Origin of the sequence: Roseomonas sp. CAU 1739, from assembly GCF_039839775.1 — a bacterium.
GTDB lineage: Bacteria > Pseudomonadota > Alphaproteobacteria > Acetobacterales > Acetobacteraceae > Neoroseomonas.
Genome location: NZ_JBDOQQ010000023.1, coordinates 1 through 21,004, shown reverse-complemented (window position 1 = coordinate 21,004; position 21,004 = coordinate 1). Strand labels below are relative to the sequence as shown.

Genomic DNA, 21,004 nt, shown 5'->3' with positions numbered 1-21,004 from the left:
GGCGGCGCCGGTGGAACGCAGCCAAGGTGGTGGTTGGCAGCCGCAACGCAGAGCGCAACCGATGACAATTCCGCTGAAGGCCAGCACGTCAAGAGCCCGGCCCGCCTCGCGGAGGTCTAACCGATGACACGAAAGCCGATGAGGCGCCGTGGGAACTCGATGTCTCGAATTGGCGCGCCGCCCTGCTGGTGCTGCGCGATGCAATGGGCACGGAGGCAGAGGCGACAGCGTGGGGCGTTTGCGTATGCCGGCAGAACGCGGAGGCGCATCCGGTTTCATCCCCAGCATGCCACGACGCTTGCATGGCACGCCCATCGCATCTAGTCGAAATGACAAGCCGAGCGCCATCGACTGGGACCTGCGATGAAGCCTGCCGCATTCGACTATCATGCTCCTGCGACGCTCGACCATGCGCTCGCCCTGCTTGCCGTGCACGCCGAGGAGGCCCGCATTCTCGCCGGCGGGCAGAGCCTGGTGCCAACGATGGCCTTTCGCATGGCTCGCCCTGGCGTCCTTGTGGACATCAACCGGATTTCCGCGCTCGCCTACGCCGCCGGCGAGGATGGCGTGTTGCGTATCGGTGCGCTGGCTCGCCACGCCTGGTTCGAGACGCCGCGCGTCGCTGGCCCCCTGGGACGATTGCTGCCTGCCGTGGCGAACAGCATTGCCCATGCCCCGATCCGCATTCGAGGAACTTTCTGCGGCAGTCTCGCGCATGCGGATCCGGCGTCGGAATGGTGCGCGACGGTACTGGCACTCGGTGGCAGCATGGCGCTGGCGGGCCCGTCCGGGGGGCGCGAGGTGGCGGCCAAAGACTGGTTCCAGGGCGTCTTCACCACCGCGATGCAACCGGGCGAGATCCTGGTCGAGGCGCGATTGCCCTTGCTTGACGACGCATGGCGCTGCGGGTTTGCAGAATTCAGCCGTCGCGTCGGGGATTTCGCGCTGGCCATGGCTGTGGTCGTAGTTCGGCTCGAGGATGGCCTCATCCAGAAGGCACGGATCGCCCTAGGCGGCATTGGCGCTACGCCCGTTCTGGCAGCGGAGGCTGCTGCTGAGCTGATCGGCTTGGCGCCGAGCGCCTCGGCGGCGCGCCTTGCGGCGCGGCGAGCGAGCGAGGCCTGCCATCCGCAGGAGGATCTCCACGCGACCGCCGCTTATCGCCGCGACCTCGTTGGTGCCATGGTTCGCCGTGCATTGGAGAAGGCCTTCACCGCATGAATTGGGTCGGCCGCAGCCTTCGCCGCCTTGAAGACCCCGCACTGCTGCGCGGCGAGGGCCGCTTCACGGCGGATATTGCCGCCGGTGCGCGGGCCGTGCGCTTCCTGCGCAGCCCAATCGCCAGCGGACAGATCACTGCGCTGCACCCGCCGCCGGAAATGCCACCAGGCGCCGTATTCGTGAGCGCGGCGGAAATGGCGGATGTCGGCACGATCAAGCCAATGCTGCATCGCTTCGCCTATCGCCCGGTCGAACAGCCGGTGCTGCCGATCGACCATGTGCATTTCGTTGGGCAGCCGATTGCTGCCATTGCGGCCGACAATGCAGCGCTCGCTGAGGATCTGGTCGAGGCGATCGTGGTGGAATTCGAAGCCGCGACACCGGTGGTGGATCTCGCATCCGCGCTGCGGCTCGACGCTCCGCTGGTGCACGCCGTAGCGCCCGGCAACGTCGCGGTGGAGGGCGTGCTTACCTCGCCGGAATGTGCCGCTGCGTTCGCCGCGGCGCCGCAGGTCGTCGAAGTGGCATTCCGGTCGCACCGCCAGAACGCCACGCCGATGGAGGCGCGGGCCGGATGCGCACAGTACGACCGGGCGACGGGTCGCGTGCGGCTGACAGCCTCCGTGCAGATGCCGCACATGCTGCGCACTGGCATCGCAGAGTTGCTGAGTATGCCCGAGGCCGATCTTCAGGTGATTGCCCCCGATGTCGGTGGCGGTTTCGGACAGAAGATGGCGTTGTTCCCGGAGTATGCGGTGCTGGTCTGGTTGGCGCGCCGGCACCGTTCGGATTTTGCCTGGATCGAGGATCGCAACGAGAACCTGACTGCTTCGGCCCATTCGCGTGACCAGGCGCATGTGCTGCGCGGCGCCTTCGCGGAGGACGGCACACTGCTGGGCCTCGATGCGGACATCCTTGCCAATGTCGGTGCCTTCTCCTCCTATCCCGTGACATGTGGGGTTGAGCCCCTGATGGCCTTCGCCGAATACCCTGGGCCATACAAGGTGCCGGCCTACGGCGCGCGGGCTCGTGGCGTGTTGACGCATACCTGTCCGATGGCGCCGTATCGCGGCGTTTCGCGTCCGGTCATCACCTTCGGCATCGAGCGATTGATGGACCGTGCTGCGGCGCGTTTGGGGCTCGAGCCTGCGGCGATCCGACGTCGCAATCTGGTGGATAGCTTTCCATACCGCACCGTGACCGGCCTGACGCTGGACGAAGCGTCCTATGTCGAGACGCTCGATGACGTCGTCTCGCTGATCGACGTGCCCGCGTTCCGCACACGCCAGCAGATGGCGAGGGAGCAGGGCCGGTACCTTGGCCTGGGCCTCGCCGTCCTCAATGAGCGGACAGGCTATGGCACGCCGGCTTTCGCGGCACGCGGCATGGGCATTGTTCCAGGCTATGAGGTGGTGGACATCGACATGACACCGAGCGGCGAGGTGGAACTGCGGATAGGCGCTTCCCCCCACGGCCAGGGGCTGCGCACGACGCTGGCGCAGATTGTCGCCGATCGGTTAGGCGTCACGCCCGATCGTGTGCGCGTCATCCATGGTGACACCGACCGCACACCTTATGGCTGGGGCACATTTGCCAGCCGTTCGACGGTGATCAGTGGCGGTGCGTCCCAACGCGCGGCGGATCAACTGGCCGCACGACTGCGCGCAGCGGCCGCGAAGGTACTGCAGGCGACTGCACAAGAGATCACGCTGTGCAATGGTGAGGCCGTTGCGGCGAATGGCTCATCGATCGCCATCGCGGCGCTGGCGCGGCAGGTGCACCAACGCAGCGATCTGTTCGATGGCTTCAATTTGGCGGAGACCGCAAGCTATGATCCCGATGGGACTTTCTCCAATGCCTGCCACGCCGCCATCGTCGAAGTCGATCCCGAGACAGGGCATGTGCGTATCGAGCGCTATCTTGTGGTCGAGGACGCTGGACGAATCATCAATCCGCTTATCGCCGAAGGCCAGGTTCGCGGCGGCGTCGCGCAGGGAATTGCGAATGCGTTGTTCGAGCAAGTCGTCTATGCAGAGGACGGCAATATCCTGACCGGTACCTTGGCGGACTACGCCTTGCCGACCGTGGCGGAGATTCCGCCGATTGAGATTCATCATCGCGAGTCGCTCAGCGTCGCCACCCTGACCGGAGCGAAGGGGCTCGGAGAGGGCGGGGCGATTGGCGCCCCGGCGGCGATCGCCAATGCCATCACTGACGCGCTCACGCCCTTTGGCGCCGAGATCACTGAAATCCCCGCGACGCCGGCGCGCATCCGCGCGCTGATACGTAACGCCAAGTCGCCCCACACGGATGGAGAGACGGCATGAGCCGCCATACGGTCTGCTTCACCGTCAATGGCGCTGCGCAGTGCGTGGATATCGAGGCGCGACATACCCTTGCCGACACTCTGCGCGAGTCCTGCGGCTTCACCGGCACGCATGTCGGCTGCGAGCACGGCGTCTGCGGCGCCTGCACCGTGCTGGTCGATGGCGTGCCGATACGGTCCTGCCTAATGTTCGGCGTGCAGGCCGATGGTTCGACGATCCGCACAATCGAGGGCCTTGCCGCGGCAGACGGTAAGCTGAGCCTTCTGCAGCAGGCTTTCCAGGAGCATCATGCCCTGCAATGCGGCTTCTGCACCCCTGGCTTCCTGATGCTTGCCACATGGATGTTGGAACGTGATGCGCGGCTGACCGAGGATGCCTTGCGCCATGCGCTCTCCTCCAACCTGTGCCGCTGCACAGGCTACCAGGGCATTCTGGACGCCGTGCGCGCTGCGGCCCGCGCACTCGACAAGTGGGATGACGCGACAGGCGCATAGAGCAGGATCCGTTCGCTTTCGCTCGCGCCTCCTGCTCGATGCCTTTGTTTGATCGTGCGTTTCACGCCTCCGGTGATTCCACCTATGGCGATCACGCTTTTGCGTGGCGCGCGCATCGATTATGAACCTGCACAACCGGCTGGTCTGTGGGGGTCACCGCGCGAATCATTGCGATGACGGCCGCGCGGCGTCCATCGTTCACTCTGCGGCGCTGCGCTCTGCCCGCGCCGCCGCGTGCCGATTGACATGCGGCTTCAGTCCCAAATTCTCGCGCAACGTGGTGCCTTCATAGGAGTTGCGGAAGCGACCGCGGCGTTGCAACTCGGGCGTGACGAATTCGATGAAATCCTCGCAGCCCGGCGGCAGGTGTGTCGGCGTGATGTTGAAACCATCGGCCGCGCCGGTATCGATCCATTCCTCCATTACATCGGCAATATCCGCGGCGGTTCCGATCAGACAGAAGCCGCCGGCGCCAACGAGTGAGAGGCAGAGTTCCCTGATCGTCCAGTTGTTGGAGCGCACCCGCGCCATGATGCGCGCAACGCCGCTGCGGACCTGCGCCTCGCCCTGCGGTTCGGGAACCGGACCGTCGATCGGGTAGCCGCTGAGGTCGCCCAACTCATTGTAGACGCGTGCAAGGGCCACGAGCGGATCAACCATGGCCTGCAATTCGTCAAACTTCGCCTGGGCCTCGGCGCGCGTGCGAGCAACAATTGGACGCAGCGCCGGCATGATCTTCAGGTCGTCCCAGTCGCGCCCGTGTCGCGCGAGTCGTCCCTTCACATCGGAATAGTAGGCGCGCGCAGCGGCGATGTTGTCCTGTGCGGCATAGATCACATCGGCATTGCGTGCGGCGATATCCCGCCCCTGTTCCGAAGCCCCGGCCTGCACCAGGATTGGCCTTCCCTGCGGCATGCCGGCCACGTTGAGCGGGCCGCGGACCTGGAAGTGCTTTCCGCGATGATCAAGCACATGCATCTTCGCTTCGTCATAGAACAGGCTGCTCGCCCGATCATAGATCAGGGCGTCGGGCTCCCAACTGTCCCATAGCCCGGTCACCACCTCGACGAACTCCGCGGCGCGTTCATATCGCGTGTCGTAGTCAAGGTGCTTGGCGCGGTTGAAATTGCGCGCCTCGGCATCGGACCAGGAGGTGACGATGTTCCAGCCGGCCCGGCCGCCGCTGATCAGGTCGAGTGTCGCGAATTTGCGGGCGATATGGAACGGCTCATTGTAGGTGGTGGAAGCGGTGGTGACGAGACCGATATGCTTGGTCACTGCGGCGAGTGCCGGCAGTAGCGTCATCGGTTCCATCTCGACCAGTTCATAGCCCGACCGCGCGAGCGAGCCACGCGGCTCGTCCTTCTCACGGATGCCGATGCCGTCAGCGAAGAAGATCATGTCAAACAGCCCGCGCTCGGCGCATTGCGCATTGCGGACATAGTGGTCGAAGCGCAGCGTTCCATCGGCGGGCACATCGGGGTGCCGCCAGGCCGCGGCGTGATAGCCGAGCCCACGCATGGACATGCCGAGCTTCATGTGGCGTTTGGTTGTCATGGTGTCGTCCTCGTCGATCGATCGTCGCGCAGCGTCAGGCGCGAACCAGGCCGCGCGGCTTGCGCTCCAGCGTGGGGATCGCCGCGATCAACGCCTGCGTATAGGGATGCTGCGGCGCGCCGAAGACATCAGCCGGCGTGCCGGCCTCGACGATCCGGCCGTGGCGCATGATGGCGACGCGATGGGCGATGTGCCGCACGACGCCGAGGTCGTGCGAGATGAAGAGATAGGAGGTATGATGCTGCTCCTGCAGGTCACGCAGCTGATTCAGGATCGCCGCCTGCACCGAGATATCGAGCGCCGACGTTGGTTCGTCGCAGACGACAAGCCGAGGCTCTGCCGCGAAGGCACGCGCGATAGAGACGCGCTGCTTCTCGCCCCCTGACAGCTGGTGCGGGTAGCGGTCGAGATAGCGGGCGCCAAGCTTCACCTGGTCGAGAAGTTCGACGATGCGCCGGCGCACGTCGGTGCCGCGCGCGATTCCATAGAGCTGCAATGGTCGACCGACGATTCCCTCGACTGTCCAATGCGGGTTCAGCGCGGCATCGGGGTTCTGGAAGATGAACTGGATGGCTCGCTGTTCGGACCGCGTACGGTTCTGCACGGCCGGATCGATCACGACCTGCTCGAGTCGGATGTCGCCGGCATCCGGCTGCAATAGTCCGGCAACGCAGCGTGCCAAGGTCGATTTGCCGGAGCCGCTTTCGCCCACGACGGCAAGGGTGCGGCCGCGCGGCACCTCCAAGGTCACGTTGTCGACCGCACGCACTGTCATCGGGCGACGCAGGAAGGGGAGCTTCAATAGGGAGGGGCGGCCAAAGGTACGTTCTATGCCGACAATCTGCAGAAGCGGAGGCTGTTCCAGTTCGGCGTCCGCGTCGCCTTTCGGGGCTGGCAAGTTTGACGATGAGATGCGAGCAAGGCGGTCGTGTTCGAGGCAGCGTGCCCGATGACCCGGACCGACTGTCTCCAAGGGCGGTATCGCGGTATGGCAGCCTTCCTGCACCGACGCGCAGCGTGTGGCGAAGATGCAGCTGTCAGGGACCTTGCGTAGATCCGGCAACCGGCCGGGAATATCGGCCAGACGGGCCTGAGCATGATTGATCGTCGGCAGCGCGTTCATCAGGCCGATGGTGTAGGGGTGGCGCGGGGCGCGCAGCACCTGTGCGGTGCTTCCTTCCTCCAGGAGCTGCCCGGCGTAGAGCACGCCGACGCGGTCGCATACCTGGGCGACGACGCCCATGTTGTGGCTGATGAACAACACTGCCACGCCGAGCGCGCTGCGGAGGTCATTGACGAGGTCGAGGATCACAGCCTCGGTCGTCACGTCGAGACCGGTGGTGGGTTCGTCCATCACCAACAGGTCGGGATCGCAGGCCAGGCCCATGGCTATGACCACGCGCTGCTGCTGTCCGCCTGACAATTGGTGTGGATAGCGGTGCGCGATGTCGGCCGGGTGGGGCAGCTTCACCTGGTCAAGCAGCGTGATGGTGCGTGCCCAGGCTGTGCGGCGATCTGTCTTTCGATGGCGACGGATGACCTCGGCGATCTGTTCCCCGACCTTGATGGAAGGATTGAGTGCACTCATCGGGTCCTGATACACCATGGATACGACACGTCCGCGCGTGGCGGCGAGCGCGCGCGGAGACATCGCCATGACGTCCTGTCCACGCAGCATGATGCGGCCGGTGACGCGTCCGGCGGGCACATGGCGCAGCACTGCATAGGCCAGGCTGCTTTTGCCGGAACCGGATTCGCCAATCAGGCCATACGCTTCCCCTGGCGCGATGCGGAGAGAGACGTCGCGCACTGCCTTCAGCCCGCCCGACCCCTCGCCGTACGTGATCGACAGACCGATCACCTCCAGTGTCGGGTCGCTGGACAGGCTCGGCGAGATCTCCTCGACGATGGTCTGCGGCTCGGCATTCATCGTGCGCGATCGCCTCCGGGCATGGCGATGCTGCGTCTCAGGCGCTCGCCCACCAGGACTGTCCCGACAGCGACGGCCGCGATCGCCAGCGATGGGAAGACGGGGAGCCACCAGGCGAGTTCAATGAACTGTTGACCATCGCGCACCATCAGCCCCCATGCGGGCGTCGGTGGGGTCACCCCGATGCCGAGATAGGCCAGCGAGGCGGAGAGCAGGATGGCGGAGGTTACGCGCAACGAGAAATCGACAACGATGATCATCAGGACATTCGGCAGCAGCTCACGCGCCAGGATGAACAACCGCGACTCGCCGCGCGAGCGTGCGGAGTCGATGAATTCCCGTGTCGCCAGATCCAGCACGACGGAACGGACAAGCCGCGCCGATCGTGGCCAGAACACAAGCGCGATCGCGGCGATGACGTTCACCGGCGCCGGTCCGAGCATCACCACCACCAACATGGCGAGGATCAGACCCGGGAAGGACATCAGGGTATCCATCACGCGCATGATCGTTTCGTCGACACCACCGCCGAGATACCCCGCCACCAGGCCCGTGATGGTGCCGAACAGCACCCCAAGCGCGGCGGCAGCGATGGCGACCAGCAGTGTCGGCTGCGTGCCGGCGATGACGCGACTGAACACGTCGCGGCCGAACTCGTCGGTCCCGAAGGGAAAGGCCAGGCTTGGTTCCTGCAGCGTATGCATCGGGTCGAAAGCCAGCGGATCGCGCGGAACGACCTGGGCGCCGAAGGTGATCAGCACGGCGAGCAGCAGCAGGAAGCCAATGCAAGCGAGGTCGCCGATGCTAAGTCGGCGTGGGGCACCAGGCACGGAAAGGGCGATTGCCACTGTTCGTTCAACCCCTCAGTCGCGGATTGAGCATCAATGCGGTGACGTCGGCGCAGAGGTTGCCGATGCCATAGGCCGCGGCCACAACCAGAACGCCGGCCTGGATGGTGGGAATGTCGCGGTAGCTGACGGCATTGGTCATCATCTGGCCGATGCCGGCGTAGGAGAACAGGGTCTCCACGACCACCAGCCCGCCGATGACGTAGCCGAAATACATGCCGATCTCGGTGACGGTCGGCGGCAGGACATTCGGCAGGGCATGCTTCACCACGACAACCCAGCGGGGCAGGCCCTTCAATGTGGCGGTCCGGACATAGGGGCTGGTGAGCGCCTGGATCATGCCGGCCCGGGTAACCTGGCTGATGATGGCAAGCATGCCTATCACCAACACCCCCACCGGCAGGATCAAGGCCTCGGGCCGCGACAGCGGGTTCTCATTTGGATCCATCAGGCTCGATCCAGGCAACAGCGGCAGCCATATGCTGAAGCAGAGGATAGCCAGCAATCCAATCACGTATTCGGGCATCGCGTGGGACGCGACGGCGAAGCCGCTGATGCAGCGGTCCAGGATGCTGCCGGGCTTCAGCGCCGCGAGCACGCCCAGCAGAATCGACAGCGGTGCCGCGATCGCAAGGGTAATGGCGCCGAGGATGGCCGAGTTGCCGAGCCGCCCGAGCAGCATCGGCGCGATCGCCTGGCCATGCTGCAGGGATCGACCGAAATCGCCATGCAAAACGCCGCCCATCCAGGCCAGGTAACGCTCGGGCAACGGTTGGCCGAGGCCCATGCGCTCACGGACTGCTTCGACCATCTGTGGCGTTGCCATGTCGCCGAGCACCGCTGTCGCCACGTCTCCCGGCAAAACGTTGACGATGCCGAAAGTGAGCAGGGAAACCGCAGTGAGCACGACAGCCAGCAGGAGGCAGCGCCGCAGAACGAAGGCGATGATTGTCATCGCATCCTCACGCGCTCAGCCACATGCCTCGCATTTCAACTGTGCCGAAACGCGGCGGAATGAACCCCTGTACTTTGTCCGTCGACATGCCGAGGTAGTTGCGGAAATAGGGTATCAGCCTGTCAGCATCGGCGTTCAGCGCGCGCAGTACGTCCGCGGTGACGGCCTTGCGCCGCTCAAGATCCACCTCCGCGATCATCGCATCGAGCTTGGCGTCCAGGCCGGGCGAGGATTCGATGCCGCTATAATTGTACAAAGACTTGCTGTGATAGATGCGATGCAGGGCATCGAACAGCGTCGCGGACCCCGACCAGTAGGATGTATACAGGGGCATCTTCCGCGACACATTCGCGGCATATTCGGTGTAGGGGACGTCGCGCACGCGCAGCGTCACGCCGATCTGTGCTGCCGCCTGGGAGAAGGCGAGCACCATCTTCGGCGCTGGTTGGCGATCCGAACTGGTGAAGAAGTCGAGGCTGATCGGCGGGACGCCTGATTCCTGAATGAGTTGGCGGGCCCTGGCGAGGTCCTGTCCATTCTGGGCCATTGGCGGCACATAGATGTTGCCCGGCGGCAGCGGTTGATCGTTGCCCTGTACGCCCTGTCCGAACAGCGCCGAAGCGACGGTCGCGGGACGATCAAGGATATGGCGGAACGCCTGACGCACCTTCAGATTATCGAAGGGAGCCATGTTCCCCATGATATTCACCGCGTGGTAGTCGCCGGTGACTTCGGAATAGGCCTTGAAGCCCCGCGCGCTGCGCATGGCGAGGTACATCTCGACGGGGATCTGGGTCAGAAGGTCCACTTGGCCGCCGCGCAGTGCGGCCTGCATCGCCACCGCCTCGCGGATGAAGACCATGCGCACGCCGTCGAGGTGGAGCACGTCCGGGTTCCAGTAATTCGGATTGCGCTCGACGGTGAGGCTGCTGCCCGGCTGGAAATCCTTGAAGATGAATGGGCCCGTGCCATTCGGCGTATTGCGCAGATCGTCGATGCCCGCGGCGGGCAGGATGCGTGCCTGGCGGAATGCCAACTGCACGGGGAACTCGCCGAAGGGCACGCGCAGCGCGAAGCGAACCTTGTGGGGACCCTCGGCGGTGATGGCCGTGACCGGACCGAAAGCGCCGGAGCCCACGCCTGAGCGGGCAGGATCCATCGATCGTTCAACGGTCGCGACCACGTCGGCGGCCGTGAAGTCGCGGCCGTTGTGGAACTTCACGCCCTCGCGCAGCGTGACGACCCATTCCATGCCATCCCGTTCCGGCACCCAGGACAAGGCGAGCATCGGAACCGGCTGCGTATCCGCGTCGAGCGAGACCAGATTGTCGTAGATCATCTGGCTGTATTCCATGCCAGAGAACGAATTCGTCATCTGCGGGTCGAGAGTGTCCGGCGGATCGGGCCGGCAGAATCGTAGCGTCCCACCCTTTCGCGGCGGTGTGGATTGGGCGCGGGCTGGTCGTGGCGTTGCAGCACCGCCCGCCATTCCGAAGGCGGCCGCCGTGCCGAGCAAGGTTCGGCGGGTCATGCCGGGAATCATCAGGTCGTCGGTCTCGGAACGGCGCATGGCGGCTTCTCCGGCTGGAGGACTGCAATGACGCTCAGACGCTGCCACGGCGTGGCGACTGACCGCCTGAGCCTCGTGAAGGACGCTCTCTCCCGTAGCCGCGCCGAGCAGGCGGCGCGTATGTCGATATTAGGTATCAGCGAGGCTGCTGCGACTCGAAACTGCAAAATCAATCGTGAAAAAACGCTCAACCAGCCGGACCTTGCTCAGGATCAAGGACAGGAGCGCATCTGTGCGCATCAGCCTGCCTGATTCGCGGGCGCGTCGTCGCTCGGCAGCGACGGTCTCAGCTGCGCATGCGGCACGAAGCGCCCTCTCAGGCTGCGCGATGCGCATGGCGGCTCGGAGCGGGAGCGAGACCGAGCCGATCACGCAGCATGCCGCGGGGACCGTCAGGTCGAAGCTGGCGCTGGCGCAGGGCTGGCATGACCTGCGCGGCAAACGTGCCGATCGCCTCCGCTGTGTCAGGCAGATGAATCACGAACCCGTCGACCGCCCCACTGCTGCACCATTCGGCCATGAGCGCTGCGATCATCGAAGGTGTCTCGGCCAGCTGCAGCGGCCCGGGCTCGACGATGGACGAGGCGGGCGTGATGCCGGCCAGGATGCGCAGCGCGCCGGGTGGCCGCCCATGGTCCGCCAGGCTGCGCGTCAGGGCGGCGCGCATGCTGCGGGCCTCATTGAGGTGACGCGGCACGATGTGCAGCACCTCCGCCGCCGCGGCCGCGAATGCGTCGGCTATCGGATTGCCACCATTCACCATCAGCGGCGGTCGCCCCTGCGGGGGCCGTGCGGTGTCCAGCGGACCCCGCACCTTGTAGTGCGTGCCCTGGTGATCGAGCCAATGGAAGCGCGACCGGTCGAAATACAGGCCACTTGCCTTGTCGCGCGTGAAGGCGTCGTCGTCCCAGGAATCCCAAAGGCCCGCGACGACCTGGGCGAGTTCGGCGGCACGCGCGGCGGCGACCTCGGGCATCGCGAGCGGCAGATTGCCGAAGTGCTCGGCTTCCTGCGTCGAGGGAGTGGGCTGCAGCAGCCACCCAAGGCGGCCGCGACTGATATGGTCGATCGAACCGAGCCGCCGCGCCAGATTGTAGGGTTGATGGAATGGTGCCGAGCAGGCGGGAATGAGACCGACATGCTCGGTGACCGCGGCAAGGCCCGCAGAGAGCGCGATGGGATCAAGACCCGCACGCTCGGGCAGGCAGAGGAAGTCGAAGCCCCCGGCCTCGGCCGCATGCGCGGCGGCGACGATCTGCTCAAAGCTGGTGACCGGGTCCCGGCCTGTCAGGGCGACGCCCAGTGGCGGCATCATGCGACGGCCGCCATGGCTTGCCGCTGCCGCAGGCCAAGATGGTCGCTCAGCGTCTCGCCCTCATAATCGGTGCGGAACAGGCCGCGCCGTTGCAGTTCAGGGACCACAAGCTCGATGAAGTCCTCGGCATCGACGGGAATGCAGGGCGGCTGGATGTTGAAGCCGTCGGCGGCGCCGGTGGTGAACCACTCCTCCATCAGGTCGGCGATCATCGCCGGCGTACCGACCATGCCGAGATGCCAGAAGCCGCCCGAGACCAGCTCATAGAGCTGACGGATGGTGAGGTTCTCCCGCTTCGCCTTGGCGAGCGCGCCGACCACGAACTCGCTCTTGCGCCCGCCCGGCATCGGCAAGTCGGGTATCGGCCCTTCCAGATCGTAGCCGGTGTAGTCGGGGAAGGCGTTCACCGTCAGCAGGCCAAGACCGAGCCGCGGCTCGATCAGCGCCTGCATGCGATCGAACTTGTCCTGGGCTTCTTGTCTCGTACGGCCGACAAAGGCCATGATGCCGGGCATCAGCTTCAGGTCGTCGGGTTCGCGGCCGTACTTGGCCATGCGCCCCTTCACGGAAGCATAGTAGGCGCGCGCATCCTCGATAGCTGGCTGGCCGCCGTAGACGACATCGGCGCAGCATGCGGCAAGCTCCTGCGCATTGTCCGACTCACCCGCGGTGAATATGGGCATGCGGTGCGCGGCCGGCGGCAGGCCAAGCGAGCCTCGCACGCTGAAATGCCGGCCCTCATGGTCCAGCGATCCGCCATCCTCCAGCCCTCGCAGCACGGTGACGAACTCCGCAGCCCGCTCATGCCGCGTATCGGAATCGGCCAGCTTGTCGAGACCGAAATTCCGCGCCTCATCGATGCTGAAGCCGGTAACCATGTTCCAGCCCGCGCGACCATGACTGATGCGGTCTAGGGTGACGAGCTGCCGTGTCAGATTGAAGGGCTCGTTGTAGGTCGCCGATGCCGTGGGCACGAGGCCGATATGCCGCGTCACCGCGGCCAGTGCGGTGAGCAGCGCGGTCGGTTCATGCTTGACGATCTGGTGTTCCATCTCCCGTGCGATGGCCGGGCGATCCAGGTCGCGCACCGCGGAGGAATCGGCCAGGAATATGCCATCCAGCTTGCCGCGCTCGGCGAGCCGCGCGCAGTGCACGAAGTGGCGGAAATCCATGTTTCCGTCGGCCGGCACGTCCGGGTGCCGCCAGGCGGCATAGTGGTAGCCGAGATTGGCTATGGAGAGCCCCAGGCTCATCCTGCGCTTGCGCCGGCTCATTCCGCGGCCTCCGCAACAGGTGTGGCGTACCGGCTTGCCGGACGCGGCAGGCCAAGGTTCTCTCGCAGGGTGGTGCCTTCGTATTCCGTCCGGAAGAGACGGCGCCGCTGCAATTCCGGAATCACGAGGTCGACGAAATCCTCACCGCCACCAGGCAGGTAGGGCGGCTGTACATTGAAGCCGTCCGCGGCACCCGTGGTGAACCACTCCTCCATCATGTCGGCGATCGTCGTCGGCGTGCCAATGATGCCCAGGCTCCAGAAGCCGCACAGGGCGACGTCGAACAGTTGGCGCAGTGTCAGCTTCTCGTCCCGCGCGCGCCGCATCAGCGCCAGCGTCAATTCCGGTTCGCGGCCACCGAGCTTCTCGCTGCCCATGAATTCGCTGCGCATCGTCATGTCCGGCAGCGGATCGTCCAGCCCGTAGGCACTGAGATCGGGGAAATGGTTCACGATCAGCTGGCCGATGCCGACTTCCTTCGGCATCACCTTCTGCATCAGCGCGAACTTGTCCTCCGCTTCCGACTGGGTACGACCGACATAGCATTGGATACCCGGCATCATCAGCAGGTCGTCCGGCTCGCGCCCATATTTCGGCAGGCGTCCTTTGACCGAGGTGTAGTAGGCGCGCGCGGCGTCGATGTTCGGCTGGCCGCCATAGCACATGTCGGCGATCTCGGCCGCGAGATCCTGGGAGTTGTCCGAGGTACCGGCCGTGATGATCGGCAGGAAGCCCTGCGGCGGTCGCGCCATGTCGAGCGGCCCGCGCACCTTGAAATGCCGTCCCTCATGGTTGAGCGTATGCACCTTGCCGGGCTGGAAGAAGCGCCCGGACGCCTTGTCGCGGATGAAGGCGTCGTCGTCCCACGAGTCCCACAAGCCACGCATGACTTCGATGAATTCGCGCGCGCGGTCGTGCCGCGAATCGGAATCGATCGGCCTGTCGAGGCCGAAGTTGCGCGCTTCGTCCAACCCATGGCTGGTGACCATATTCCAGCCGACACGCCCGCCGCTCAGGTGGTCGATCGCGGCCATGCGGCGCGCGAAGTTGAACGGATGCCAATAGGTCGTGCTTGCTGTCGGCATCAGCCCGACATGCTTAGTCACCACCGCAACCGCCGCCATGGCGAGCGTCGGATCGACCTTGACCTGCGCCTGTTCGCGATCGCGCGCTATGCGCAGGTCGTCGACATTGAGGATGGAGGACCAGTCGGCCAGGAAGACGAAATCCATTTTGCCGCGCTCGGCGATCTGCGCGGCCTTTACATGATGTTGGATGGAGGTGGCGCTCAGCACATCCACATCAGGATGGCACCAGGCGGAATAGTGATAGCCTGCCGAGGCGATCGACAGGCCGAGCTTCATCATTCGAGGGTTGGTCATGCGCGCATCTCCCCCCGCTGCGCCGGCGTTGCGTACCGGCTGACTGCCGGTGCCATGCCGAGCCGCTCGCGCAGCGTCGTTTCCTCGTACTCCGTGCGGAACAGGCCGCGACGCTGCAACTCGGGCACGACGAGACCAACAAAATCCGCTGCACCGCCCGGCAGATAGGGGCACTGCACATTGAAGCCATCAGCCGCACCCGTGGTGAACCATTCCTCCATGGCATCGGCGATGTCTGCGGCGGTGCCGACCTTGCCGAACTGCCAGAAGCCCGCCGCGATCGCCTCATAAGTCTGGCGGATGGTCAGATTGTCCCGCCGCACGCGTTCAAGCAGCGCGTCGGAGAACATGTCATAGCGGCCGCGCGTCAACTCGACTTCGGGCATCGGCTCATCGACATCATGCCCGCGAAGATCCGGGAAATTATGCAGACGCAACATGCCGAGCCCAACCTCGGGCGAGATGAGCGATTGCAGTCGCTCGAACTTGTCCTGCGCTTCCTGCCGCGTTCGCCCGACGAATGGCATGATGCCGGCGAGTACTCTGACGGCTTCCGGTGACCTGCCATACTTCGCCATGCGACCCTTCACATCGGCATAATAGGTGCGACCACTCCCGATATCCGGCGCGGCGGAGTAAACCGCGTCCGCCAACTGGGCGGTGAATTCGTTGGCCTGGTCGGAGTAGCCGGCCGTGATGATCGGCAGATGCCGCTGCGGCGGCACCTGGACGTCGAGTGGCCCGCGCACCTTGAAGTGCTTTCCCCGGTGTTCCAGGAAATGCATCCTTGATCGGTCGAAATACAGACCCGTCGTCCGGTCGCGCGGAAAGGCGTCGTCGTCCCAGCTGTCGTACAGGCCATTCACCACATCGACGAACTCACGGGCGCGTTCATGACGCATATCGGAGCCGATGACCGCGTCGTATCCGTAGTTGCGTGCTTCATCGCGACTGAAGCCTGTCACCAGGTTCCAGCCGATCCGACCAGCTGCAATGTGATCCAGTGAGGCGAAGCCTCGCGCCAACATGTAGGGTTCATTGTAGGTCGTTGACGCCGTCGCGACGAGGCCGATGCGTTCCGTGACCATGGCCAGCGCAGCGAGCAGCGCGAGCGGTTCGACGCGCAGGTGTTCATGTTCGCGATCGCGCGGGATGGACGGGTCGTCGAGGTTCCTTACCGCGGCGGAATCCGCGAGGAACAGGAAATCGAACTTGCCGCGCTCCGCGATGCGCGCGCACTCGGTGAAATGCTGGAAATGCAGCATTCCATCTGCCGGGACGTCGGGCAGGCGCCAGCAGCCCTGGTGATAGCCCAGGAAGTGGATCGGGAGGCCCAGGATCATCCGACGTCGCATGACTTGCTCCGCATCGTCCAGCCAGCCGGCCTTGCCGTGTTGGGGATGCTGCGGCGAGCGACCGTAGGATTCAATGTGAAACTATCGCCGATCGCTAAAAAATATCGTTATGCGATAAGTGATGGCGAAATGCGCAGGTTCTGGGCCTCGTCTGCCTCTTGCGCAGGCGCGGGAAAGGTTGCGATTTGGGGTGCCAAGCCATGCAGACCGATCAAGCGGTGCCAATGCCAGCCATCGAAGCCGCCCCGGCTCTCCCGGAGAGCCCCGCCGACCATGATCCTATGCGCGTGCAATCCGTGGAGAAGGCGTTCCGTGTCCTGTGCGCATTCGACGCGTCGAGGCCGTCGCTCAGCCTGACCCAGCTCGCCGTCGCAGCGGAGCTCGACAAAAGTGCCGTCCAGCGTTTCACCCATACGCTGACCGCGCTGGGCTATTTGCGTAAGGATCCGGCAACCAAGCGGTTCGAACTGACGGTCAAGACGCTCGATATTGGGTATCGGTTTGTCCGCACCAATGTCCTGGTGGAACGCGCCAGGCCATACCTTCTTCACATCAGCAACACGACCGAGGAGACGGTGAACCTCACCGTCCTGGATGGCGGCGAGGTGGTCTTCGTGTCCCGCATGGCCGGGCGGCACGTCATCAATGCGGATATCGTGATCGGCGCGCGAACGCCGGCCTATTGCAGCGCGCCGGGCATCGCGATGCTGGCGCGGCTTCCGCTCGACGAGTCCCTGGCGTTGCTGGAACGCTGGGATCGCCGCCCGATCACGCCCAATACGATATGGCGCATGGAGGACCTTCGGCACAAGCTGGTCGCCACGGCGGCGCGTGGCTACGCCACGGCCTTCGAGGAACTGCATCACGGCGATCTTTCCGTGGCTGCCGCCATTGTCGATGCCACGGGCCGGCCCATCGGCGCCATCAACATCGCGACGCTACGTTCACGCATGACGCCGGAGGCGGCAGAGCAGGCCTATATGCCGATGGTGGTGGATGCGGCGCGGGCCATGTCGCACAATGGATAGGGGCGTGCTGCGCAGGATGGGCGCTTCCCGGCCGGGCCAGGCGGCTTAACCGCGGCAGTATCACCTCGCTCTACCTTACGGGAGCGATGCCCTGCCCGCTGCCAGCGCGCAGCGTGTACATGGTACGCCGCACCATCAGCGTCGGCTCACACCAGCCGGCCGACCATGAACCCTTCGTAGATCGCTTCCTCCGCGCTCCGTGGCGACAGGCAGTCGCCGGCCAAGTGGACGGGGCAATCCAGACCTTCCAATTCCCGCTCCAGCCCGGTTTCCGCGACATGACCCGTGGCAAGCACGACGGTATCGACCGCCTCACGCAAGAGAGGTTCTCCCGAGGTTGCGTGCAGCAGGATCGCCGTGGTGCCGTCCACGCCGTACAGGCGAGCATCCGGCACGATCTCGACACCCAGCCGGTTCAAGCGGCCGACCCAATGGCTGCGCAGATAGAGCTGCAGGTTGAAGCCGGCATGCGCGGCATTCACCACCAGGGTCACGTGATGGCAGTCCAGCGCCAGCCGCTCGGCCAGCCCCATGCCCACCCAATCCGCCCGCCAGTCAGCGATCAATACGCGGGCCCCTGCATTGGCTTGGCCTTGCAGCACAGGCCAGGCGCCAATGACATGGCCGCTTTCCCGCCCTTCGATTTCCGGTTCATAGGGCTGCGCACCGGTCGCAATGATGACCGCATCCGGCCCGAGCTGTTCCACCAGGGTGCGATCCACGCGCGTGCCAAGCTGCAACGCGACACCGGCTTTGACCAGTTCATGCTCGAGATTGGTGATGAGTCCGCCAAACTCGACGCGTTCCGGCAACAGCTGTGCCAGCCGCGCCTGACCACCGAGACGTGATGCCGCCTCGCAAAGGATCACCCGGTGCCCACGTTGGGCGGCAGTGACGGCAGCCTTCATTCCCGCCGGCCCACCGCCGGCGACGAGGATGGTGCGGCTTGGCGCCGAAGGGCCCATGGGCGTCAACCTCGCCTCACGGCCCGTCAGGGGGTTCTGGATGCAGGAGATGCTGTAGCCCGCATGAAAATGGCCGATGCAGGCCTGGTTGCAGGCGATGCAGGCGCGGATGTCGTCGAGTTTTCCGGCGTGCGCCTTCTTCGGGAGGTCAGGGTCCGCGATCAGGGCCCGCGTCATGCCGCACATGTCGGCCTGGCCGTCGCGCAATATGGCCTCGGCGATCTGCGGCTGGTTGATGCGGCCGGCGACGAAGGTCGGTAGCCCGGTCGCGGCCCGAAGCAACTCGGCCTGCGGCGTCACATACGCCGTTGGGATCTCCATTGGCGGCACCACATGCACCGAGCCGCCATGACCTGCCATCGAACCAACGGTGACATTGAGGTAGTCGAGCGCACCCATTGATGCGAGCGCCTTGCAGGCCGCCGTCACTTCCTCCGTATCGAGCCCGTCCGGCTCCATCTCCTCGGCCGAGATGCGCATGCCAAGCAGGCGGTCGCCTATTGCACGGCGCACGGCGGCGAGGCTTTCGGCAACGAAGCGCAGCCGGTTCTCAAACGATCCGCCGTAGCGGTCATCGCGCTGATTACTTCGCGGGTTAAGGAACTGAGCGAAGAGAAGACCATGGCTGGCCAACAGTTCTACGCCATCAAGCCCGGCTTCTGCCATGCGGCCGGCAGCGGCGGCGCAACTCTCCACCAGTTCTTCCACCATCGCGACCGGCATGGCGCGTGGCATGGTGTGGAAGCGGTTGTCCGGCACGGCTGACGGCGCGAAGGCGACGTCCCGCAATCCGCCCCTGATCCGCCTGGAGACACGACCGGCATGGGACAATTGTCCGAAGACGTGCGCGCCATGGCGGTGCACCGCCTGCGCAAGCGCGCGATAGGCGGGGATGGCGCGATCATCGGTGACGATCAGTTCCGGGTAGTCGGTCAGTGCCGAAGCATGGAAGCGTGCGGATTCCACGATGATCAGGCCGACCCCACCACGTGCCCTTGCCTCGTGATAGGCGATCAGGTCCTCGCCGGGCAGGCCATCCTGCGCGAGGAAGGTCTGGTGCCCGGTCGAGAGAATGCGGTTGCGGATGTCAAACTTGCCGATGCGCAGGGGAGAGAACAATGTCTTGAAGCGGTGCGCCGGCATGGCCGTCCATTCATCCGACATCACGCGATACGACCGAGATAGGTGAACAAGGCGTCCCGGAACGGAAGCATGCTCTTGTAGCGTTCCATTTCGGGTGGCAGGGCTCGCACGGCGGCGAGCAGGCGGGCAGCCTCGCCGGGGACGGCCACGATCGAGGCAAGTGCCGTGACATGAACCCGGATACCGAAGGCGATTCCGCCGGTTCGAGGCAGGCGCCGAAAGGTCTGCCGCTCGACGCGCATCACCAGCGTTTCGCCGGCATTCTCCGCCGTCACGGCGCATTCGAAATCATTCACGCCATGTCCGGTCGGCTGGAAAAGCGTGGCGTCGTCCATGATCGACCAGTTCAGCCGCTGGGCGATGCGGCCCGCCTTGAGGGCACCAAGGAACCGGTCCACCGGACGTTCCAGCTTATTCCTGTACATCGGTACGGGTGTGTGAATGGCCCCCAGCGGACTGCCCATCTTACTGGAAAGGCGCCAGCGACTGGGAAAGCAGAGGATCGCCGCGATGAGCACCAACCTGTTCGGCTCCTCCTCCCGCAAAAGACAAAAGTCCTCCTGAACCAGGCGGCCGGTACAACCAAGCGGATCCTCGTCCAGCACCATGGTTTCGTTGAGCAGGTGATTGTCCAAAGCGCTGCCACGGCGCGAAAACCATGCGGGATGGTGGCGGCAAAGATGGTCCGCGAGGGTCTCCAGGAGCTCAGCCTGCATGGCCTCGGAGCCGGAGATGGCGGCGAGCACTTCTGTCCTGCGATGCGCGAGCAGCTTCGCCCGTTCTGCCAGGTGTGCGGGGTAATGCGCATCGAGCTCGATCCACGAGGGTTCGGGAACGGAGGTCAGCCCGAGCGCCATGCGAAATGCGCCGGGCTCGTACGGAAGATGTAGGGCGGGTTCTGGAAGCGATCCGTGGATCGGGGGAGCCGGTTCCGATGCAGCAGATGATCTCGGGTCCATCGTCACTCCATTCAACGCCAGAATGATCTGGAATGGCTCCGGTCATCAACCGCGTGCCCCGTTGGCGCGCGGTGCCGCGGTCGATCATTGCCAAGGCGGCCAATACGGCCGCGCGGCACGGGTGCGGGATGCGACGGATCGAGTGGGCGAGCATACTCGTGATCGCCGTCCAGTGTGCTCAACGTCTGACCACGTGCCCACGGAACGGCGGAACGAAGTCTACAGGTCGACACCTTCGACCGGGAGCACCGCGAGGAACGGCAAGGGCTGGACCTAGCACCGGCTGGCCGGCCGTGGGGTGATGACGCTTGCTTGGTAGTGACGCCGAAAGGCGAGGCGAGCGGCAGCTCCGCCCTCCAACGATGTGATCGATACGTTCGCATCACGCGCTGCAGCACGGCATCTTTAGGCTGACAATCGCAATGATCGCGCCGTTCTTGGGGGACGTGGCGCGGGCGTGTCGCTGGCCGCGGACCGCAACATCCGACGTGTCCGTGCAGCGTGACGCGGTCGCCGGAACCGCAACGACAATTGAACCCCTCCCACGACTGTCGGCATTTCGAGTCTTTCGGGAGATCAAGTGGTTGAGATATGCGTTTGATGCATTGCACTGAGTTGTGTGAAACCCGTTTGACATGCGTTGGGGAGGTGGGTAGAAGCCCCCTCACGCCGCTGGTGTGG

Annotated in this window: 16 protein-coding genes; 5 read left to right on the top strand and 11 right to left on the bottom strand. The window is 64.9% G+C overall.

The annotated features are described in order from the left end of the window. The first annotated feature begins 363 nt into the window (after window positions 1–363). The 3 genes from AAFN86_RS26230 to AAFN86_RS26220 are packed head-to-tail and all read left to right on the top strand — an operon-like array spanning window position 364 to window position 4,042. Entirely contained in the window at window positions 364–1,221 is an 858-nt protein-coding gene (locus AAFN86_RS26230; RefSeq protein ID WP_347546572.1) for an FAD binding domain-containing protein, read from the top strand. Continuing rightward, on the top strand, window positions 1,218–3,548 hold the full coding sequence (locus AAFN86_RS26225) for a xanthine dehydrogenase family protein molybdopterin-binding subunit (protein ID WP_347546571.1): 2,331 nt from the start codon (window positions 1,218–1,220) through the stop codon (window positions 3,546–3,548). Before AAFN86_RS26230 ends, AAFN86_RS26225 begins: the two co-directional genes overlap by 4 nt. Next, window positions 3,545–4,042, top strand: coding sequence for a (2Fe-2S)-binding protein (locus AAFN86_RS26220; protein ID WP_347546570.1), 498 nt, complete (start codon window positions 3,545–3,547; stop codon window positions 4,040–4,042). The genes AAFN86_RS26225 and AAFN86_RS26220 overlap by 4 nt, the downstream gene beginning before the upstream one ends. 198 nt (window positions 4,043–4,240) lie before the next feature. Here AAFN86_RS26220 and AAFN86_RS26215 read toward each other — a convergent pair whose 3' ends face one another. Genes AAFN86_RS26215 through AAFN86_RS26195 form a run of 5 tightly spaced genes read right to left on the bottom strand, consistent with a single transcriptional unit; the run spans window position 4,241 to window position 10,902 of the window. Beyond that, complete coding sequence (locus AAFN86_RS26215; RefSeq protein ID WP_347546569.1) at window positions 4,241–5,599, bottom strand: LLM class flavin-dependent oxidoreductase; 1,359 nt, start codon at window positions 5,597–5,599, stop codon at window positions 4,241–4,243. Between the two features lie 34 nt (window positions 5,600–5,633). Continuing rightward, window positions 5,634–7,529 carry an ABC transporter ATP-binding protein gene (locus AAFN86_RS26210; protein WP_347546568.1) on the bottom strand — a complete coding sequence of 632 codons (1,896 nt, stop codon included), beginning with the start codon at window positions 7,527–7,529 and terminating at the stop codon, window positions 5,634–5,636. Further along, window positions 7,526–8,377, bottom strand: coding sequence for an ABC transporter permease (locus AAFN86_RS26205; RefSeq protein ID WP_347546567.1), 852 nt, complete (start codon window positions 8,375–8,377; stop codon window positions 7,526–7,528). Before AAFN86_RS26205 ends, AAFN86_RS26210 begins: the two co-directional genes overlap by 4 nt. A 7-nt stretch (window positions 8,378–8,384) precedes the next feature. Beyond that, entirely contained in the window at window positions 8,385–9,332 is a 948-nt protein-coding gene (locus AAFN86_RS26200; RefSeq protein WP_347546566.1) for an ABC transporter permease, read from the bottom strand. Between the two features lie 7 nt (window positions 9,333–9,339). Continuing rightward, window positions 9,340–10,902: an ABC transporter substrate-binding protein gene (locus tag AAFN86_RS26195; RefSeq protein WP_347546565.1), complete on the bottom strand. Its 1,563-nt coding sequence runs from the start codon at window positions 10,900–10,902 to the stop codon at window positions 9,340–9,342. A 27-nt stretch (window positions 10,903–10,929) separates the two neighbouring features. On the opposite strand from AAFN86_RS26195, the gene AAFN86_RS26190 reads away from it, so the two are divergent. Further along, a complete protein-coding gene (locus tag AAFN86_RS26190) occupies window positions 10,930–11,154 on the top strand; it encodes a hypothetical protein (RefSeq protein ID WP_347546564.1) in 225 nt (74 codons plus the stop codon). A 64-nt stretch (window positions 11,155–11,218) separates the two neighbouring features. On the opposite strand, the gene AAFN86_RS26185 is transcribed toward AAFN86_RS26190, so the two are convergent. The 4 genes from AAFN86_RS26185 to AAFN86_RS26170 are packed head-to-tail and all read right to left on the bottom strand — an operon-like array spanning window position 11,219 to window position 16,228. Beyond that, on the bottom strand, window positions 11,219–12,217 hold the full coding sequence (locus AAFN86_RS26185; RefSeq protein ID WP_347546563.1) for an LLM class flavin-dependent oxidoreductase: 999 nt from the start codon (window positions 12,215–12,217) through the stop codon (window positions 11,219–11,221). Then, on the bottom strand, window positions 12,214–13,491 hold the full coding sequence (locus tag AAFN86_RS26180) for an LLM class flavin-dependent oxidoreductase (RefSeq protein ID WP_347546562.1): 1,278 nt from the start codon (window positions 13,489–13,491) through the stop codon (window positions 12,214–12,216). The genes AAFN86_RS26185 and AAFN86_RS26180 overlap by 4 nt, the downstream gene beginning before the upstream one ends. Further along, window positions 13,488–14,858, bottom strand: coding sequence for an LLM class flavin-dependent oxidoreductase (locus tag AAFN86_RS26175; RefSeq protein WP_347546561.1), 1,371 nt, complete (start codon window positions 14,856–14,858; stop codon window positions 13,488–13,490). Before AAFN86_RS26175 ends, AAFN86_RS26180 begins: the two co-directional genes overlap by 4 nt. Before the next feature lie 11 nt (window positions 14,859–14,869). After that, a complete protein-coding gene (locus tag AAFN86_RS26170) occupies window positions 14,870–16,228 on the bottom strand; it encodes an LLM class flavin-dependent oxidoreductase (protein WP_347546560.1) in 1,359 nt (452 codons plus the stop codon). A 158-nt stretch (window positions 16,229–16,386) separates the two neighbouring features. On the opposite strand from AAFN86_RS26170, the gene AAFN86_RS26165 reads away from it, so the two are divergent. Further along, window positions 16,387–17,256: an IclR family transcriptional regulator gene (locus tag AAFN86_RS26165; RefSeq protein WP_347546559.1), complete on the top strand. Its 870-nt coding sequence runs from the start codon at window positions 16,387–16,389 to the stop codon at window positions 17,254–17,256. A gap of 146 nt (window positions 17,257–17,402) precedes the next feature. On the opposite strand, the gene AAFN86_RS26160 is transcribed toward AAFN86_RS26165, so the two are convergent. Both AAFN86_RS26160 and AAFN86_RS26155 read right to left on the bottom strand, forming a co-directional pair. Beyond that, complete coding sequence (locus AAFN86_RS26160; protein WP_347546558.1) at window positions 17,403–19,364, bottom strand: FAD-dependent oxidoreductase; 1,962 nt, start codon at window positions 19,362–19,364, stop codon at window positions 17,403–17,405. A gap of 20 nt (window positions 19,365–19,384) precedes the next feature. Next, entirely contained in the window at window positions 19,385–20,221 is an 837-nt protein-coding gene (locus AAFN86_RS26155; RefSeq protein ID WP_347546557.1) for a DUF3445 domain-containing protein, read from the bottom strand. Window positions 20,222–21,004 lie beyond the last annotated feature (783 nt).